Raw genomic sequence first — 21,131 nt, 5'->3', positions numbered from 1 at the left:
GATACAGTCTGAAAACCAAGATCCTATGATTAAGCGATGTAACAAAAAACTAGAAATGAAATTAAAATCCATTAAGATCATTCGGACCGATAATTGCCAACGCAGTAGTACCACTAAATATTTTATTTGCCGTATTAATAATGTCATCGGCTTTTATATTCGTAATAATTTCTATAATCTCTTCAGGAAGAATATATTTACCGAAAACAGAATAATTTTTACCTATTTCTTCTGACTTATAGGAATTTTGCTCTTGAGCCATTTGTAAATTACTACGAAGTTGTATTTTAGCTCTCATAAGCTCTTCTGTACTTACTGTTTCAGTTATTTTTATTATTTCGTTTTTAATCTCGCTATATAATAATTCTAATTTTTCATGTGCAGTAGATGCATAAATTGTAAACACTCCACTATCAAAATAAGCACTATTATAACTACCTACTACATATGCTAAACCTAATTTCTCACGAATACTTTGGAATAAACGTGATGACACACCACCACCAAATATTATAGAAAGTAGATAGGTTTGATAAAGCTTTTCTAAATTAATATATGATGTACACTCAAACCCTAGTACTAAACTAGTTTGCTCTAACTCCTTATGAATAAACCCCTTTCCACCTATGTATTTTGCTGGAATAAAGCTACTTGTTACTCCTTGCTTCAAAGAAGCAAATAATTCTTCTGCTATAATTACTATTTTATTATGTTCAATATTACCGGCAATTGATAAATAAAGATTTTCAGCATTATAATGTTTACCGATAAAATTAAGAAAATGTTCTTGCGTGAACTTAACAAGAGTTTTAGCTGTACCTAAAATTGACTTACCTAACGGTTGATCTTTATAAACTGTATTATAAAATGTTTCATATATTAGGTCATCAGGATTATCATGATGATGTGCAATTTCTTGCATGATTATCTGATATTCCTTAGATATTTCTTCATCAGCAAAAATAGAATTTTGAATTATATCAGCAAGTATATTAAGTGCTTTATGACAATTTTCAGACAAAACTCGTACATAATATACTGTATTCTCATAACCAGTATATGCATTAAAATATCCTCCTATAGAATCAAACTCTTCTGCTATCTGTTGTGCTGTCCTAGTTTTTGTGCCTTTAAAAGCCATATGTTCAAGGAAGTGAGATATGCCTTCCTCTTCTTCATTCTCATAACGTGCTCCAACTTTAGCAATTAAATTTATTGCAACCGAATGAACATAAGGCATATTATATGTTAAAATTGTCAAACCGTTTTTTAATTTACTAATATTAAAATTTTCTTTCATAATTTATTTTTATTTTCTAAATAATCATTTTTCAGAAAAATGAAAGGCGTAGATCAGTTTTCCGACATTGCGATAGCAATTATCTAGTAATTCGACGAAGCAATCTAGTAAAAAATTATGTAAATAAGAATTTACAAATTATTTTTTTGGATAGCGACTTCTCTTCTTTTTTTGCAATAACGACTTAATATCCATGCAATAATTAATATAATTATCGCTCGCAATAACATTGCGTGATTTAAGCGATAACTCTCTTAACTTAGCAAGCCTTAAAAATCTTGCAAAAGCAAAAATTATTGAATCTACAAAACCATCAAAACCAAATACAAAATAGCGTCTAATAAAAAAAGCTTTTAAAAACCACCATATCATCTCAGTTGCCAAACGGAAATTTGAAAACTTTTTTCCTTGTTTTACTAAATCTTTTGCTTGCTCACTAGAATAAAAATTGGCTTTATTTACTAACTGCTCAATTGAGGTACCAGAATAATGATAAGCAATGCCATTTAATAGATAAATTTTGCCTATAAAATCAACATCTTTATTAAATACCACGGAATCATGAGTAGTACTATTGATCGTATTTGCAAAACTGGCAAATTTTTTATTATATAATCTAATACATTTATTCAATGGAGCAAACATGCGTGATTTTTGATCACCACGATACATTATTAATAGCTTGATTTGATAAGCTAAATAACGATCTTGATTATGAGAAGCAAAAATATACTCTATTTCATCTTGTAACTCTTGAGACAACTCTTCATCAGCATCAATATTTAGAACCCAATCATTTACACACATACTTTCGGCAAAAGATTTCTGCCCTACATAACCAAGCCAAGGCTTTACTATTACCTTAGCGCCTAATGTTTTAGCTATATGCACTGTATCATCAGTACTTTCATTATCTACTACTATCACTTCATCAGTAATATTTTTTACACTATTTATAGCTCTTGCTATCCTTGCTTCTTCATTTTTGGTAATAATAAATGTTGAGATTTTTTTCATATATTTATATATTGCAATTGCAAGAAAAAATTAAAAACTCTTGTGTTACATAATCTCATGTCACACTTCCGAAGTCGTCCTGCTGCTTGCTTTTATGTGCAAATTTTACTGCTTTAAAATATCATTCTAAACACTAGTTTAACTATATAAGTTAAAAGTAGCGTAGATAATAATCCACTCAGCCATAGAATAATAAACCATTGCCACACTTTTAGACAAGCAGTTATTTTTTTAAATTTTTTAGAAATTTTCACAGAACCTAATACAGAGGTTGAGGAGATGATTTGCCACGGAATATATAATAACAATAGAATGTATATCCAAGTATTATAGGTAGAAAGATTACAGCCCCTATCAATAGTAAAGACTGTGACTCAGGTGCTGCTGCTGCGTTTTCAAGCGTAATTTTATGTGGAACGATATATGGCCATATACTTATTGCAAGCACTAAATATCCTAATAAAAATAATAAGATTGTATAAACAAACGGTGTTACTTCTTTTTTCTGTTTAATAGCCTTGATTAACTTGATAAATATTAAAACAATTACAATAAGTATAATCGATAAATAGTAAATATTAGGAATATTAAACCAACGATGATTTATGTAATTATTTAAGAAAGGTGTACATAAACTAACAAGCCCAATAAAAAGGGCAACATAAAATAAAATGTATAAAGCAGATTTATAAGCCCAATCTTGTGTTTTCTTTTCTGTTTTTAGAATAAGCCAAGTAGCACCCAAGAGTGCATAACAAAATATTAATGCTATCCCTGTCATAACAGAAAATGAAGTAAGAAAATCAAAACTTCCACCTGCAAATTGCCGCCCATCTATCACTATTCCTTGGACAAATGCACCAAGCATTAACCCTTGACAAAAAACAGCAAGCATAGAACCAAAATGAAAAGCATAATCCCAAATATAACGATGACCTATATGAGCCTTAAAACGAAACTCAAAAGCTACGCCACGAAATATTAACCCAAGTAACATTAATATGATAGGGATATATAAGGCAGACATTAATATCGAATAGGCTAAAGGAAAAGCTGCAAATAAACCACCACCTCCAAGTACTAACCAAGTTTCATTACCATCCCAAAAAGGTGCTATAGAATTAATCATTTTATGACGACAATCATCGGTAGGTGCAAACGGAAATAAGATTCCTACACCTAAATCAAAACCATCTAGTAAAACATATAAACAAATAGCGGTAGCTATAAGTCCACCACAAACAAGTGGTAAATCTATATAATGTCCAAAATTTAACATAAACTGCCTACATTGTTATAAATTATCTACATTGTCATAATGCAATTTGCATAAAATATCTTTTGAGTGATATGTTTAGTATATACAGCAAGCAAGTTTCTGTGTGATACAAATCACAAACGATTACTTAACTAATGTTCCACGTAAGTTTCGTTATTATCTATCGATTCTATACCTTTCTTTATTAAATGTATAATATAATATATACCAGCTCCAAAAATAATCAAATACACTACTACAAAAGAAATTAGAGAAATCAATACATATTTACCGAGTAATGGTGACACCGTATCCGCGGTTTTTAAAATATTATATACTATATAAGGTTGTCTGCCTACTTCAGTTACTAACCAACCTGCAAGTACTGCAATAAAACCTAAAGGGGACATTAATATATACAAATATTGAAACCAATGCGTAGTATATAATCTCTTGTTTAAGTAAAGATATAAACCAGCAATACCTGTAAATACCATTAAGCAACCAATTCCTAGCATAATACGAAAGCTAAAAAATACTACTGCAACCGGCGGACGTTCTTCTTTTGTCCATTCTTTTAAGCCTTTCACTTCACCGTCTAAACTATGCGTTAAGATTAAACTACTCGCATAAGGTATTTCTATAGCATATTTTGTTGTTTCTTCTTCTTTATCAGGCAAGCCTATAAGATTAAATGATGCTCCTTTTTTTGTATTCCAAATACCTTCGATAGCTGAGACTTTGACAGGCTGATATTTAAGAGTATTTAAACCATGTAGATCACCGATAAATATTTGAATAGGTGAAACAATTAACGCCATTAACACAGCCATAAAAAGCATAATTTTAGCATGCTGTTTACAACGATTATTGAGTAAATAAAAGCTAGCTACACCACCGATCACAAAAGAAGTAGTTAAATAAGATGCAGTAACCATATGCAAAAAGCGATAAGGAAAAGATGGATTAAAGATAATTGCTAACCAATTTAAAGGATAAAAGAATCCTTCACCTCGCAGTTCAAAACCAGCAGGTGTATGCATCCAACTATTAGCAGCAAGGATCCAAAAAGCTGAGATTATGGTACCAATTGCAACAATTAACGTAGAAATAAAATGTACTTTTTTAGTGACTTTATTAAACCCGAATAACATTATGCCTAGAAAAGAAGATTCAAGAAAAAAAGCAGTAAATACTTCAAAACCTAGAAGCGGACCTATAACATTTCCAACCTTATCTGAAAAATTCGACCAATTAGTACCGAACTGGTAAGACATTACAACACCAGAAACTACTCCCATACCAAAAGTAACGGCAAAAATCTTTACCCAAAATTTGTATATTTCTTGATAAACTGGATTTTTTGTTTTTAACCACAACCCTTCAATTACTGCTAAAAAGCTTGCAAGTCCTATAGTAAAAGTAGGAAATATTATATGGAAACTTATGGTAAAAGCAAATTGAATCCTCGATAATAATACTTGATCAAATTCCATATGATTCTATCGTTCCTGATCCTGAATAGGTGATATCCATAAAAATAACTGTAATATGATTAAACAATTATATGCCTAACAAAAATATATAAAAAGCAAATTTTTATATTTTTTGCTTCCTGAAAAAATGACACACAATAACATCAAGACAGTATTTGATTTAATTATACACCTTTGTTATTATTAAATTCTATCTGATTAGTTTTAACAAATTTTCCTTTTTCGGAGTTCCAATTATAATGAACATTTACTATTCTTATTTCTCTAACATTAATATCACCATTGGAAAATTGAGTTACATCATACCCTTTTCTAATAGAATCTGTAATTAATAAGCTTGCTTGACAAATATATTTTATATCAGAGAACGGAGAATTATCTTCCTTAGACTTGTTTTCTTCTAAAAAATTATTAGATAATTCTTTTTCTTGCATTTCTTATGATTTTGAAGTTATTTTCTGAATTTTGTAGCATTATTTAATGTAAGAAGCAAGGCTTGTTTATTATTTTTCAATAGATTTAATATTTAAAGGTATATTTTTGCAAAATAATTAAATTTAATAAACTAACAACAACACAAATTAATATTTAAGAATTGAGGTACCTTATCGTGATCAAATACCATGCTTTATCTAAATCTACATTTAGCTTAGGTATTTATTTTTTAAAATTTGATAAAATTAAAATTACGTTATTGACTGTAATTTGTATTTTATTTGGCATTATTCCAGCAATGGATAGTATATTACTTCAAAAAATCATTGATCTAATTGAATCTTTTAGTGATGAAAATGCTCATAACTTATTGTCTTCAATGATTTACTGGGCAATATTTTATGCTCTTTGGTGGGAGAGTATTAATATAGCATATCGTGCATATGATTATTTGTATCTCAAAACTATGCCAGTAATAAAAGGGAAAATACTAAATGAACTTTACAATTATACACAATATCATAGCCATAAATTCTTTCAGGAGAATCTAGCAGGACATATTAGCAATCGTATTACCGAAACTGCAAGGTCATTTGAGATGATTATTTCTATATTCGGTGAAAAACTTCTACGTAAACTTGCTATTATTGTGTTTGCATTAATTGCTTTATATTTAGTACATTACGCTTTTGCTACAATATTTATTTTATGGATTACAGTTTTTATAGGCCTTAGTATTCTTTTCTCAGATAAAATGAATCAATACTCATTAAACTATGCTCGAAGCCAATCCTTTGTTGCCGGCAGTATTGTAGATGCAATTAGCAATATTAATGCTGTAAGGATGTTTACAGCACATAAATTTGAACGTCAACATTTAGAAACAAGAGTAGAAAATGCCGTAGCCGATGAACAAACTATGCAATTCTTTATGTTTAAATTACGTTACTCTCTTGGCATGTCGTGTTCAATAATGATTTTTATCATGATTTATTATTTGTCACGACTTCGTAGTGAATTATCTATAAGCATAGGTGATTGTGTGTTAGTGCTAACATTATGTATAAATGTAGCAGATGATATTTGGGATTTAACTCAGGAAATTGGTGATATGTTCGAGCAGATCGGAGCATTTAATCAGGGTTTGTCTTTAATGGCACCACATATTATAACGGATATTGAAAACGCTACTCCCTTACATATCGAAGCAGGGATTATTGAATTTAGAAACGTCACATTTAAGTATTACAATAATAATAATCTATTTTATAATAAATCAGTATTAATACCTAGTAAACAAAAAGTCGGGCTAGTAGGCTTTTCAGGTTCAGGGAAAACTACTTTTATTAGTTTACTCACTAGATTGCATGATATAGAAGACGGAATGATTTTAATAGATAATCAAAATATTAAAAACGTAACTCAAGATTCTTTAAGAAAAGCAATTAGCCTAATACCTCAAGAACCAGTTCTTTTTCATCGCACCATTTTAGATAACATCAGATACGGAAAAAAAGACGCTACTCTTGATGAAATTATAGAAGCAGCTAAAGCAGCACATATCCACGATGTTATCGATAATCTACCAGATGGTTACGATACTATGTGTGGAGAGCGTGGAAATAATTTATCTGGCGGTCAGCGTCAAAGAATTATCATAGCAAGAGCCATCTTAAAAAATGCTCCTATTTTAATTCTTGATGAAGCAACAAGTAGTTTAGATAGTGAGACTGAAAGCATGATTCAAGATTCAATGGATTATTTAATGAAAAATAAAACTGTGATAGTAATTGCACATAGATTATCTACTTTACTCAATATGGATAGAATTTTAGTTTTTGAAGCAGGCAGCATAATTGATGATGGTAGCCACACAGAATTATTAAAAAATAGTAAACTATATAAAAAGTTATGGAACTCTCAAATAAAAGGATTGATAGTGTAAGTTAATGATAACATTACCTTACTATTTTTTCACCGTTATACAGTATCTTGTCAACATTATTGCATTGTTCATGCATACATTACATAATACCGGCCTCAATCTTTAAGAGGAATCATTATAAATTAATATTTCTTATGTAACTTTTACAATATAACTAAATCATTGTAACCTTGGAGATAAATATACGCAGAAATATACGCAGTGTTATTAGTATGTTCATACATATAGTACCTTTAATTAAATTGTTTGCTGATTCAAAAGAATTACTACTTAAAAAGTCATATCTTGTATTTTCAAATCCAATAATGTCCTGTTATATCTTTACATAACCAAATTATCTAGCTTTCATTAGTTATTCAATTAATAGTATTTATTAATCAAACATAATAGTTGAATTATTAGTAATAAATAAACTAAAATCTTATATTAAATATCTTAACATTCTATTATAATCACTTTTTAGAAATTAAAAAGTAATATTTAAACAATGAAACTATCTGATTTTGACTTTAATGTACCAAATGCTCTTATTGCACAATATCCATCTAGCGAGCGTGACAACTCAGATTTACTAATTGCCGGTACAAAGCATATTAAAACTAAATTTTACAATATAATAGATTACTTAAAAGAAGGTGATTTATTAGTATTTAATAATAGTAAAGTTATTAAAGCAAAGTTACATTTAGGGAAAAATATAACTATTAACTTAAATAAAAAATTATCGGATAATTGTTGGGGTGCTTTTGCTAAACCTGCACGTAAATTAAATATTGGTGATGAATTTTACTTTGATACACACAAAATAATTATTACCGAAAAACTTGCAATGGGTGAGATTAAAGTCAAGTTCATACTTAATAATATTTCTATGATTAAATTCTTAGATAAATATGGTGAGATGCCACTACCGTTTTATATTAAACGCACAAGTTCAGTATGTTGTTCCAATATGGCATTGTTCTGTGACCATGACAACACACTAAAGATCACATCGATATCACACAATAGTAATACTGTTAATTTCCGTTCAACTGACAGTATGATAGATAGTACAAACGATAATGATCGCTATCAAACAATCTATAGTCAAATAGAAGGTTCAGTTGCAGCACCAACTGCAGGATTACATTTTACAAAGGATATACTTGATAAACTAAAGACAAAAGGTATAAATACTGCTTTTGTAACTTTACATGTTGGAGCTGGCACTTTTTTACCTGTAAAAACTGAAAATATTCATAAGCATAAAATGCATACAGAATATTGTTCTATTACTGCCGAAACTGCTGAAATCATCAATAAAACAAAACAAAAAGGAAGAGACATTATTGCAGTCGGTACCACAACACTTAGAACACTTGAGAGTTCTTGTAATAACGGTATTGTAAAAGCAGGTAATTTTGAAACTGATATTTTTATAACTCCGGGTTTTAATTTTCAAATAGTCGATATGCTGCTGACCAATTTTCATTTTCCTAAATCTACTTTATTTATTCTTATATGTGCTTTTGCAGGATTTAAAGAAATGCATGCGTTATATAAATATGCTATAAAAGAAAAAATGCGTTTCTTTAGCTATGGCGATGCAACGCTTTTGTATAGGAAAGTATGAAAGGTACCAATCTAGCCAAATTATATATTAGGGAAATTTTGCTTTTTTGATCACACGTACTGGGAGTAATAATTATTAAAGAGCTTTTGATATTACAAATTCTTGGTATGAATGAAAATGAAAATCATTTAAATCAAATTTGAGACATAAAATCTTATGCAGATACACTTTTAAAAATATATTGTATCCAATTCAATACAGTTAATGATTATTAAGAACTGAAACAATCAATAATTTTTAAAAATTCTTTATAAAAAAGGGAAAGTACTAATAAAAATATTTTAAAATACTAGGATAAGCTATAAAACATTTGCATGAAGTTATAGAGTGATCTAAAGTAGATAAAGATTATATAGGTGAAACTACTCAAATTTGAATATATAATAAAACTATTTTGTTGTTTTAAAATACTTAGTGATGAAATAATGAACATTATTACTACAAAAGTTAAGTAAAGCTTCTCAATTTAGTATTATTGATGATAAAAAATGTTGCTTGAAATTGAAGATAATTGTAGTATCAATCTCATCTTTATAAATAAGAAAATGCAAAACAAATTTGTGTACAAATATTAAATTATACCTACCAATTTTAGAGCAAAACTATAATAGTACTAGATAAAAATATTTTTGGATGATTAAATGCTTGAATTCATTCATACTAAATTCAAAACAAATTGCTTTATTAAAAGAATTAAAAACACTAGCAAAAGAAGTTAATAAATCAAACAGTTTATTTCAATTCTTTAATAAACATCATTTAAAAAATGGAATTTATTTATACGGCCCAGTGGGCAGCGGTAAAACTTTGCTAATGAAGTCTTTTTTTGAAGTAATAAACATATCTAAAACCATTCTGCACTATCAGAACTTTATACATGCAATTCATAAATCTATGCATAAATTACAAACAGAAAAGCAAAAAGATATCATACCTAAAATTGCTAAAAACTATGCTAAACAAACTAAGGTATTATGTATAGATGAGTTTGAAATTAAAGATATTACTGATGCAATGATAATAAGTAGATTATTTAATGAATTAATAAAGCAAAATATTTTTATTTTTATAACCTCTAACACTCTTCCAAATAATCTTTACAAAGACGGATTACAAAGAGAATCTTTTTTACCTTTTATAAAGATCATCAATAATACATTTTACATAAAATATTTAGATAATCAGCATGATTATCGATTTGATAATAAAGCATTAGGAGCTAAATGCTCAAGGATAATTTACCCTTTAACTTTAGAAAATAAAAACAAATTTAAAGAAATCATCATAAAAATTAGTGATAATAATTTCGTTGCTCAAAATATACAGGTTTTAGGTAGGTCAATACCCTTCCAAAAAGTATATAAACGAATATTAGTAACAGATTATAATGAATTATTTATAAGAGAATTAAGCTATATAGATTATGTTAATATTTGCCAAAATTTTAACATTATTATAGTGGAAAACATTAATACCATTGATGCTAACGATACAAATACAGCCGTTAGATTTATCAATTTTATTGATAATGCCTATTTCTACAAAGTACTTTTATTTATGAGCTTAGAAGATAATCCAAATAAAATATACCAGGGTCTAGCACGAGCAGACGAATTCAAACGTACTATATCAAGATTAAATGAAATGAATAGCGAAGCTTATTTATTAAATAATAATTTAAGACATTCATTATCTGAAATCAATTAAATTAGATGCTTTAGCACAATTTTAAATCTTATTGTTGCTAAAAATCTTTTTAAGTGACTAAAATACTTATTACTGTACTGTTACTGTGTTGATATATATTCTTGAACATATAATTTAATTATTGTTATAGAATACAATAAGAGAAAACAAGATAATTAAAATTTGCATTGCAAGCTTGGCAGTGACTTACTCTCCCATGACTTATGACATAGTACCATTAGCGCTATGAGGTTTCACGTTCGAGTTCGGGATGGGATCGTGTGTTTCACTCATGCTATGACCACCAAGCCAGCAATACAAACTTTATAAGTTTGTATTATAATACGCGATTAATGCTGTTATATTATTCTTAAACAAAAATAATATCAATTTATTGATCTTACGGTCAAATCGTGACATAAAACGATAGAATAACATTTTTATTTATTGATAAAGCTAATTTAGCATTAAATAATTTGCGAATCGATGCTTAAATATTAATATAATTAACACTATATGCATATACAATCTCACAGCAAAGTAAATCAATCGAGCTATTAGTATCGGTTAGCTACACACATTACTGTGCTTCCACACCCGACCTATCAACGTGGTAGTCTTCCACGGCTCTAATGGGGAAGTCTAGTTTTGAGGTAGGTTTCCTGCTTAGATGCATTCAGCAGTTATCCCTTCCGTACTTAGCTACCCAGCTGTGCCGTTGGCACGACAACTGGTCCACCAGGGGTACGTCCACCTCGGTCCTCTCGTACTAAAGGCAGATCCTCTCAAACTTCCTACACCCACGGCAGATAGGGACCGAACTGTCTCACGACGTTCTAAACCCAGCTCACGTACCACTTTAATCGGCGAACAGCCGAACCCTTGGGACCTTCTCCAGCCCCAGGATGTGATGAGCCGACATCGAGGTGCCAAACGATTTCGTCGCTATGGACGCTTGGAAATCATCAGCCTGTTATCCCCGGAGTACCTTTTATTCGTTGAGCGATGGCCCTTCCACTCGGGACCACCGGATCACTATGACCGACTTTCGTCTCTGCTCGTCTTGTCAGACTCGCAGTCAGGCTAGCTTATGCCATTGCACTCTAAAAGTTGATTTCCGACCAACCTGAGCTAACCATCGCGCGCCTCCGTTACTCTTTGGGAGGCGACCGCCCCAGTCAAACTACCCACCATGCATTGTCTCGGACCCTGATTCAAGGATCTCGGTTAGATATCAAAAACCAAAAGGGTGGTATCTCAAGAGTGACTCCACAAAGGCTAACGCCTCTGCTTCGCAGTCTCCCACCTATCCTGCACATTTGACTTCTAACACCAGTGCAAAGCTATAGTAAAGGTTCACGGGGTCTTTCCGTCTGACCGCGGGAACTCCGCATCTTCACGGAGAATTCAATTTCGCTGAGTCGATACTGGAGACAGTGGGGAAATCGTTACGCCATTCGTGCGGGTCGGAACTTACCCGACAAGGAATTTCGCTACCTTAGGACCGTCATAGTTACGGCCGCCGTTCACTGGGACTTCAATTTAGAGCTTGCACCCCTCCTTTTAATCTTCCAGCACTGGGCAGGCGTCAGACCCTATACGTCGTCTATTGACTTTGCAGAGCCCTGTGTTTTTAATAAACAGTCGCTACCCCCTAACTTGTGCCACCTGCACATGGTTGCCCACACACAGGTCATCTTTCTTCCGAAGTTACAGATGCAATTTGCCTAGTTCCTTCAGCATCGTTCTCTCAAGCGCCTTGGTATACTCTACCTGTCCACCTGTGTCGGTTTTGGGTACGGTCTATAATAAAGGTGCTATTTCCTGGAAAATATTCACTGCATAATCAATCCAATAAGACTATACAATTTACTATTTTCGTCACATCCTTTAGGTTCAGGAATATTAACCTGATTCCCATCGATTACGCCTTTCAGCCTCACCTTAGGGGCCGACTAACCTTGCGCAGATTAACTTTACGCAAGAACCCTTGGACTTTCGGCGAGAATGTTTCTCACATTCTTTATCGCTACTCATGTCAGCATTCTCACTTCCGATACCTCCAGCAAACCTTACAGTTTACCTTCACAGGCTTACGGAACGCTCCGCTACCATTTATGCCAAATGCATAAATCCGCATCTTCGGTACATGACTTGAGCCCCGTTACATTGTTGGCGCAAGAAAACTTATTTAGACTAGTGAGCTATTACGCTTTCTTTAAATGATGGCTGCTTCTAAGCCAACATCCTAGTTGTTTTGGTCTTCTCACATCCTTTAACACTTAGTCATGATTTAGGGACCTTAGATGGCGATCTGGGCTTTTTCCCTCTCGACTATGGACCTTAGCACCCATAGTCTGTCTGCTATGCTGTACTCATCGACATTCGGAGTTTGATTGAGTTTGGTAAGTCTGTAGGACCCCCTAGCTCATTCAGTGCTCTACCTTCGATGGTAATCGCTATAACGCTCTACCTAAATAGATTTCGCGGAGAACCAGCTATATCCGAGTTTGATTGGCCTTTCACCCCTAACCACAGCTCATCCCCTACTTTTTCAACAGTAGTGGGTTCGGTCCTTCAGCGGATTTTACTCCACTTTCAACCTGGCCATGGCTAGATCACCCGGTTTCGGGTCTAATTCATCTAACTAAACGCCCTATTCAGACTCGCTTTCGCTACGCCTACACCTAACGGCTTAAGCTTGCTAGATAAACTAAGTCGCTGACCCATTATACAAAAGGTACGCCGTCACAAGACATAATAAATATGCATGCTCCGACTGCTTGTAAGCATTTGGTTTCAGATACTATTTCACTCCCCTTGTCGGGGTACTTTTCACCTTTCCCTCACGGTACTTGTTCACTATCGGTCACTAGAGAGTACTTAGGCTTAGAGGGTGGTCCCCCTATGTTCAAACAGGATTTCACGTGTCCCGCCTTACTCAAGGACTTCAAACTTTTTACCTATACGGGACTATCACCCTCTATGGTCAATCTTTCCATATTGTTTTAGTTATTTTTTTGAAGCCACTGGCCTGGTCCGCGTTCGCTCGTCACTACTAACGGAGTCTCGGTTGATGTCCTTTCCTCCAGCTACTTAGATATTTCAGTTCGCTGGGTTCGCCTCATATAGCTATGTATTTACTATATAATACCTAACAAATTAGGTGGGTTTCCCCATTCGGAAATCTTCGGATCAAAGTTTATTCGCAACTCCCCGAAGCTTATCGCAGCGTATTACGTCCTTCATCGCCTTCTAGTGCCAAGGCATCCACCAAATGCTCTTATTACATTTACTAATGCTTTTAACTTGAGATTATACTATGCATACAGAATTAATTTTACAATTATTTTCAGTATCTACTCACGACATATTATTATCGCGGTGTATTTAGTTTTAGCTTTATCAACTTTTAAAACAGCTACAAAGTGTTAAATTTAAAACTTTGTGTGATGAATCTTATATCTATATTTTGCAAGCTTGTCAAACACTAATTTCAAATAATTTTAATTTTATTTTTATGCAGTATCTTAAAGTCATTTTAACATCTTGTAAAAGCAAAATTATGTTGTTAGATTACGGTACACGATTTTTAATCTTCAAAAAGACTCTACTCCTTTACTGATTCCAGTATACAAGCTTTAGATTTTAAGCTTTTCTAAATACTAGATTTCATAAATTTGAATTATTAATTATTAAATAACCATTCTTATTAAATTTATCTAAAATATTTGAATTAGCAGATTTAACAGATTTGCCATAAGTATAAGTATATAATTTTAAAATTGCTTTTGTTTGTTTTAAGTTGCTCAATGTTTACTAACAACAAGCTGCTAATTTCATACTTTAGCATGTAAAATTTTCTTACAAAAATTGGATTTCTGTAAAAAAACTTAGTTTAAACTTCTACCTCATCATCTAATATCTAATGACTCTTTTACAAAAAACATTCTTATTCTTTTCAAGAGTTGATGTAAACTCTAAATTACTATTAAACTTAACTTCTTTTTTAGCTTTAGCACTAATAATACTCTTACTTTAAGATTGTATCTTTTAAAATATTTGTACCACGTAAAAATGCTTCTATATTCAAAGCTTTTTTACTCTCTTGCTGAAGTTTTGTTACACGTAATATGCCACTTCCACAAGCGATTTCTAGTTTATTGCTAATAACAGTACCAGGAATAAAATGATGATTGTAATTTAAATATTCTGCTTCAAGGATTTTAATTATTTTATCATTATAACTAAAATATGCTCCGGGCCATGGATTCATACCCCTTATTTTACAGTCAATAGAATAAGCGGATTCATACCAATTAATTTTGCCTTCTGCTTTAGTTAATTTATGAGCATAAGTAACACCGTTACTTGATTGTTTTACTGGCACTATATTATCAATATTTGCAAGTGTTTGGATGAGTAATTCAGCTCCTAAATGAGCACATCTATTAGACAATTCATCCAATGTTATTCTTTTTTCTAAATTCAAATCTTCTTTCAGCAATATATCACCAGTATCAAGCCCTGAATCCATACGCATAATACATACACTACTTTTTAAGTCACCCTCTATAATAGTACGTTGCAGAGGAGCCGCGCCTCTGTGACGAGGTAAATCGGATGGATGGATATTAAGACAGCCGTATTTTTTCGCTTCTAATATAGCTTTTGGCACAATAAAACCATACGCAATAACAACTATAATATCTGCATCAACTTTATTAATGAGATTTATTGTTTCATCATTACGAAGAGTAGAAGGGCTATAAACAGGAATTTGATGTTCAAATGCTAATTGATGTATTGGGGATTTAGCTAAGTATAGTCCTCTACCTTTAGCTTTAGGTTGCTGTGTAAAAACAGCTTTCACTTCGTGATGAATTATAAGTTTTTTAAGAGTTGGGACAGCGAATTCTGGCGTGCCCATAAAGATTACTTTCACACTATATTATTTTTAAGTTTTTTAAGCTTACGAAGTACTACATCCCGTTTTAAATTACTTAAATAATCAACCATAAGCTTACCTTCCAAATGATCATACTCATGCTGAATAACTCTTGCAAGCCAATCATTTGCTTTCAGCTCTTGCGATTTACCATGATAATCTAAATATCTTATCTTTACAGACTCCGGTCGCATCACCTCAATACGTTGTTCTGGTAATGAGATACAACCTTCATTAGCAGTAACTAACTCTGTTGATTGTTCAATTATTTCAGGATTCACTATAAAAAGTGGATAAAAATCTTTCGGTCTTTCTACTGGATCATGTGCTTTTATATCAATTACTAAAATACGTTGCAAGACACCTACTTGTACTGCTGCAAGCCCTGCACCATTTGCATTGTACATAGTTTCAAGCATATCATGCATAAATTTTCGTGTTTGATCGGTACATTCTAAAACAGGCTTAGATTTTTGCTTTAATCTTTCATCAGGTGCGGTTACTATCGAGTATATTGACATACACAATTAAATTTTAATCTTTTACTTAAAAAGTATACCATAAAATTAAATACAAAGAAAGTAAAATTCAGTTGTATAATACACTCACCTACTTTCAATAATTTATTTGTATGATTATAAAAATATCAGTATAGTATAATATAATAACTTGTATAAATAAGGAAGATTAATAATTAGGGTGAAATGCAAAAATTTGTGAATAACTCAAAACACATTATAATCAGTATTATGGAAAAAGTTGCATTATCAATACTAGAAACATTGATTAAAATTTAAAAAGTTCTTAAGATGAAGTAGAAGAAGTTATTATAAGAAAATTCTAGACAAATTGAAAAAATGACTTGTAGAGATGATAAAAATAAATTAAGTAGTTATTGACATGAAGTGATATTAAACAGTTTTGGTTATATAAAATTTATACATTATTTTTTATTCAGTAAATAGCTTAGGAGGTTACTATGACATTACTAAAAAACAAAATTCGCCTATAAAAATAGATCATTTCACTTATTTTAGTATAAAAAATGAACTTAATAAAAATATATGGCAACTACCTGAAAACACACTCTCAAAGTCATTAGTTTTAAGCTCAATTGCTTATCAAGTTTTCCTCATATATCCATAAACACTATACCTAATAATAAGAACTGTAACGATCAAACCAATAGCGATTAATAACCACATCATTATAATTTAGACTAAAAATATCATTTACTACACAAGATTATATGCTTTAGTGCTTTTAAAAGCAATTATCTAATTAATATGAAGTGCCAATTCAAAAATTTTCGCTATACAAAAAATAATGCAGGGAACAAATATTTAATTTATCTAATATAGATATAATGCAATACTTAATTATAAAAGAAAAATATAGAGATATCACATTACTTGCTTAAACCTGTTTTAGTAGTAAAAAGATTAAAAAGTAATTGAATTTCAATTTCATGAAAAAAATTAGTGTTACACAATAATTGGCTAGAGCTTTATATGAGATATTGCTAAACGCAAACAGATCAATGATTAATTAACATCATGATGAAAGTAATTGGACAATATCATCGCATAAATTTGTTCTTATTTAATAAGATTATAATATAAGACATTTTTATTAATGTAATAACCACTCAGACTAAAATACTAATATTAGTATTGAGTATTGATTTATTATTTTTATGTACTATATTATCAAGTCATGTGATGCAAAAGAGTCATTTTAATTATAAATATCACAATATCATATGTTAAATGAAATCAGCATATACTCATACTACTACATATTTTCAGCACTCTCTAATCCATCTTCCACTAATTCACTATCTTCTCCGCTTTCAGAAGTTTCAGCTATTAAAGAAACAGATACTACTTTTTCATCATCATCTAATTTAAACAGAATTACACCACTAGTGTTACGACCCGTAATACGTACCGACTCAAGTTTACAGCGAATTAACTTACCACTATTTGTGATCAGCATTAACTCATCATCCATTTTAACTGGCATCACACCAACGACTAAACCTGTTTTATCGTTAATATCCATATTTATTATACCACTACCACCACGATCAGTAATTCTATAACCATATGCCGAGCTTCTTTTACCAAAACCGTTCTCTGTAACTGTCAAGATGAATTCTTCCGAATTGGCCATTTCTAAAATCGAATCTGCATTCAAATGTACACCTAATGCTTCAAGGTTAAACTCCTCACCTTTAGCGATCTTAAGCCTTTTTTCCCATGGTACTGTTAAATAAGCATCTCTATCCTCTTTTGTACTGTTAATGCCTTTAAGTACAGTCATAGAAATTACAGAATCCTCTTTAGCAAGCTTCATACCGCGCACCCCATCAGAAATACGACTCTTAATAATACGCAAAGATTCAACAGGAAATCTTAAAGCTTTACCTGCTTTGGTAGCAAGTAAAATATGCTCATCTTCTTTACATGGTTTTACGTCTATTAATTTATCGTCTTCATCAAGCCTAATAGCAATTTTACCATTTAACTGAATCTTTTTAAAATCTAATAAGTCACTTCTTCTGATATTACCTTTTGCAGTTGCGAACATAATATTTAAATGATCCCACTCATCCTGATTTTCTGGTAACGGCATGATATTTGTAATATGTTCATTTTCTTGCAATGGTAATATATTAACCATTGGTCTACCCTTACCTTGCGGATTACTTAAAGGTAATTTATAAAGCTTCAAGCTATAAACCTTACCTATATTTGAGAAAAATAACATTGGCGTATGAGTACTACCGACAAAAACTTGCATGGTAATATCCTCATCTCGCATTGAAAGACCAGATCTACCCTTACCTCCACGTTTTTGTGAACGATAGCTACTTAAAGGTACACGTTTGATATAACCACCAAGCGTTACTGTTACGACCATTTCTTCACGCTGAATTAAATCTTCTATATCTTGATCAAACTCACCGAATTCAATCGCAGTAAGACGAGGAACTGCAAATTCTTCTTTAACTTTAATTAGCTCTTCTTTTAAAATTTCAAGTAACCTTGTACGAGAGTCGAGTATATTAAGATATTCGGCAATCTCCGTAGCGAGGTGTTTTAAATCTTGTTCAAGCTTGTTTTTCTCCATAGCAGTTAGACGTTGCAGCTTCATTTCTAAGATTGCTTTAGCTTGTACCTCAGTAAAACTCAATTTACCTCGCTCATTTAACATTACTTTATCATCAACCAATTTTATAAGAGGTAAGATATCTAATACTTCCCACTGTCTATCCATTAATTCTTGTTTAGCTAAATTCGTATCATTTGAAGCTTTAATAATATATATTATTTCATCTATATTACTAATGGCAATAGCCAACCCTAGTAAAATATGTGCTCTATCTCTTGCTTTATTTAGCAAATATATAGTACGATTAGTAATTACCACTTCTCTAAAACTAACAAAAGCTGCAATTACTTCTTTTAAATTCATCACTTTCGGTAACCCGTCTTTAAGAGCGAGCATAATAACACCAAAGTTAGTTTGTAGCTGAGTACATGCATATATTTGATTTAAGACTACTTCTGCAACTACGTCTTTCTTTAACTCAATAAAAATCCTTACACCATTTTTATTCGATTCATCGCGTAAATCACTTATACCTTCTATACGTTTTTCCTTAACCATTTCAGCAATTTTTTCAACAAGCCTTGCTTTATTGACCATATACGGTATTTCAGTAATAATAATTGCTTGACGGCTATTACCGATGTTCTCAATCTCAGCTTTACCGCGCATAATGATACTACCTCTACCAGTAAGATATGCAGATCTAATACCACTAATGCCTAAAATCATTGATCCTGTAGGGAAATCTGGTCCTTTAACAACTTCTAGTAAATCTAATATTTCTATATCATTATTATCTATATATAAACAGCACGCATCAATAATCTCACCAAGATTATGAGGCGGAATGTTAGTTGCCATACCAACTGCAATACCTCCACTACCATTAACCAATAAATTGGGAAACATTGCAGGTAGTACGGATGGCTCTTCTTCAGAACCGTCATAATTAATGTTAAAACTGACAGTTCCTTTATCAATATCCTCTACAAGCTTATGTGCAACTTTAGACATGCGAGATTCAGTATATCTCATCGCAGCCGCTGCATCACCATCCATTGAGCCGAAATTACCTTGTCCATCTACAAGCGGCAGACGCAAAGAAAAATCTTGAGTCATACGTACTAACGAATCATAAATAGCACTATCACCATGAGGATGGTATTTACCCATAACGTCACCAACTATTCGTGCAGATTTTCTATAAGGTTTGCTAGCATGATTACCGGCTTCATACATGGAATAGATAATTCTGCGATGCACAGGCTTTAAACCATCACGAACATCTGGTATAGCTCTACTTACTATAACGCTCATAGCATAATCAAGATAAGATGCTTTCATCTCATCTTCGATATTTACCGGTACTAAATTAGAAGAATATTTATCAGTCACTATATACTAGCCTTAAATTGAATGAATTACATTTAATTATAGAGACATAATAAATTTCTTTCAAGAATTGCGTGTATTTATAATCATGCATTATTTCTAAGTGATTGATCTCTCATACATGTAAAAGCAGGAATCTAATTTTAGCTTTCTTACCACTATCGTTTGTGTTGACATGAGATAAATATACAAAGTCTTTACACAGTTTATACAATCACGACACCAACTGTTTTTAGGCAATTGTATAATTACAAACTTCATTTCCAATATAATGTATAATGCAATACTTCTAACCTGTGCGTAAACTTAGATCATAGCTTTTCTTAATCTTTGTTCTCTTAGAAATCTGTAATACGTTTAGAGAATAATTTTTGTTAAACATATCTCTCAATCCATTAAACTTAAGTTTTGTAAGTCTTAATCACAAAAGTTGTACCTCTGGTTGTTGAATCGTTCAAAATATAGATACAGAATAGTTATTATAGCTTGTATCTGTAAAGTTGATACCTTAAAGACTAGACATTAAATATTATTGCCTTAATCCTAATAAAGTGCAGTTTCAATCAATTTCTGTTGAAATGTCAATTGGCTGATCGATACGATAAACGATAGACTTATATTAAATTAAACTAATAAATTTAGTGTATACACTAAATCAATATCCTAAAATATTCAGATACATTATTACTAAAATAATTATAATTGAAATTGACACACATAACACTTCTTATCTATCCTAAGCAATTTTGACCCACCCAATAATCTTATATTTTATAATTTTTTACTTTTTATTAATTGAGTTAAAACATCTTTAACAAAAGTAAGATCTAATAAAAATGCCTCGTCATTTACAAAAAGATATAGTTGCTAGATTTACCATCTATTACCATACTGCTTTGTACTCATCTTGAAGCAACTATGT

Annotated in this window: 11 protein-coding genes, 2 rRNA genes and 1 pseudogene; 3 read left to right on the top strand and 11 right to left on the bottom strand. The window is 31.4% G+C overall.

The features are described 5' to 3' along the window. Positions 1 to 61: 61 nt before the first annotated feature. The 5 genes from RT_RS01045 to RT_RS01025 all read right to left on the bottom strand — a co-directional run bounded on the left by RT_RS01045 (position 62) and on the right by RT_RS01025 (position 5,505). Positions 62 to 1,300 carry a M16 family metallopeptidase gene (locus RT_RS01045; protein ID WP_011190678.1) on the bottom strand — a complete coding sequence of 413 codons (1,239 nt, stop codon included), beginning with the start codon at positions 1,298 to 1,300 and terminating at the stop codon, positions 62 to 64. 138 nt (positions 1,301 to 1,438) lie between these two features. After that, complete coding sequence (locus RT_RS01040) at positions 1,439 to 2,317, bottom strand: glycosyltransferase family 2 protein (protein ID WP_011190677.1); 879 nt, start codon at positions 2,315 to 2,317, stop codon at positions 1,439 to 1,441. 259 nt (positions 2,318 to 2,576) lie between these two features. Continuing rightward, positions 2,577 to 3,596 (bottom strand): cytochrome d ubiquinol oxidase subunit II, encoded by a 1,020-nt coding sequence (cydB, locus tag RT_RS01035; protein WP_011190676.1) that lies wholly within the window; start codon positions 3,594 to 3,596, stop codon positions 2,577 to 2,579. Positions 3,597 to 3,727: 131 nt separating this feature from the next. Then, on the bottom strand, positions 3,728 to 5,071 hold the full coding sequence (locus RT_RS01030; protein WP_011190675.1) for a cytochrome ubiquinol oxidase subunit I: 1,344 nt from the start codon (positions 5,069 to 5,071) through the stop codon (positions 3,728 to 3,730). A gap of 164 nt (positions 5,072 to 5,235) precedes the next feature. Beyond that, positions 5,236 to 5,505, bottom strand: a complete 270-nt coding sequence (locus tag RT_RS01025; protein WP_011190674.1) for a DUF2671 domain-containing protein — start codon at positions 5,503 to 5,505, stop codon at positions 5,236 to 5,238. Positions 5,506 to 5,681: 176 nt separating this feature from the next. On the opposite strand from RT_RS01025, the gene RT_RS01020 reads away from it, so the two are divergent. The 3 genes from RT_RS01020 to zapE all read left to right on the top strand — a co-directional run bounded on the left by RT_RS01020 (position 5,682) and on the right by zapE (position 10,773). Further along, positions 5,682 to 7,451, top strand: a complete 1,770-nt coding sequence (locus tag RT_RS01020) for an ABC transporter ATP-binding protein (protein ID WP_011190673.1) — start codon at positions 5,682 to 5,684, stop codon at positions 7,449 to 7,451. Positions 7,452 to 7,938: 487 nt separating this feature from the next. After that, positions 7,939 to 9,066 (top strand): tRNA preQ1(34) S-adenosylmethionine ribosyltransferase-isomerase QueA, encoded by a 1,128-nt coding sequence (gene queA / locus RT_RS01015; RefSeq protein ID WP_011190672.1) that lies wholly within the window; start codon positions 7,939 to 7,941, stop codon positions 9,064 to 9,066. A gap of 633 nt (positions 9,067 to 9,699) precedes the next feature. Further along, positions 9,700 to 10,773 carry a cell division protein ZapE gene (zapE, locus tag RT_RS01010; RefSeq protein WP_011190671.1) on the top strand — a complete coding sequence of 358 codons (1,074 nt, stop codon included), beginning with the start codon at positions 9,700 to 9,702 and terminating at the stop codon, positions 10,771 to 10,773. Between the two features lie 173 nt (positions 10,774 to 10,946). Here the strand turns inward: zapE and rrf are convergent. The 6 genes and pseudogenes from rrf to gyrA form a co-directional block, all read right to left on the bottom strand. Further along, positions 10,947 to 11,061 (bottom strand): 5S ribosomal RNA (gene rrf / locus RT_RS01005). A gap of 228 nt (positions 11,062 to 11,289) precedes the next feature. Beyond that, a 23S ribosomal RNA gene (locus RT_RS01000) occupies positions 11,290 to 14,049 on the bottom strand. Positions 14,050 to 14,785: 736 nt separating this feature from the next. After that, positions 14,786 to 15,697: a methionyl-tRNA formyltransferase gene (fmt, locus tag RT_RS00995; RefSeq protein WP_011190669.1), complete on the bottom strand. Its 912-nt coding sequence runs from the start codon at positions 15,695 to 15,697 to the stop codon at positions 14,786 to 14,788. Continuing rightward, on the bottom strand, positions 15,694 to 16,221 hold the full coding sequence (def, locus tag RT_RS00990; RefSeq protein WP_011190668.1) for a peptide deformylase: 528 nt from the start codon (positions 16,219 to 16,221) through the stop codon (positions 15,694 to 15,696). The genes fmt and def overlap by 4 nt, the downstream gene beginning before the upstream one ends. Positions 16,222 to 16,751: 530 nt before the next feature. Continuing rightward, positions 16,752 to 16,908, bottom strand: a pseudogene (locus RT_RS04475) (HIG1 domain-containing protein). Positions 16,909 to 17,494: 586 nt separating this feature from the next. Then, positions 17,495 to 20,212 (bottom strand): DNA topoisomerase (ATP-hydrolyzing) subunit A, encoded by a 2,718-nt coding sequence (gene gyrA, locus RT_RS00985; protein WP_011190667.1) that lies wholly within the window; start codon positions 20,210 to 20,212, stop codon positions 17,495 to 17,497. Between the last annotated feature and the right edge of the window lie 919 nt (positions 20,213 to 21,131).

This window comes from Rickettsia typhi str. Wilmington, from assembly GCF_000008045.1.
Classification (GTDB): domain Bacteria; phylum Pseudomonadota; class Alphaproteobacteria; order Rickettsiales; family Rickettsiaceae; genus Rickettsia; species Rickettsia typhi.
Note: the sequence above shows the minus strand (reverse complement) of the source record. Positions and strands in the feature narration are given on the sequence as shown.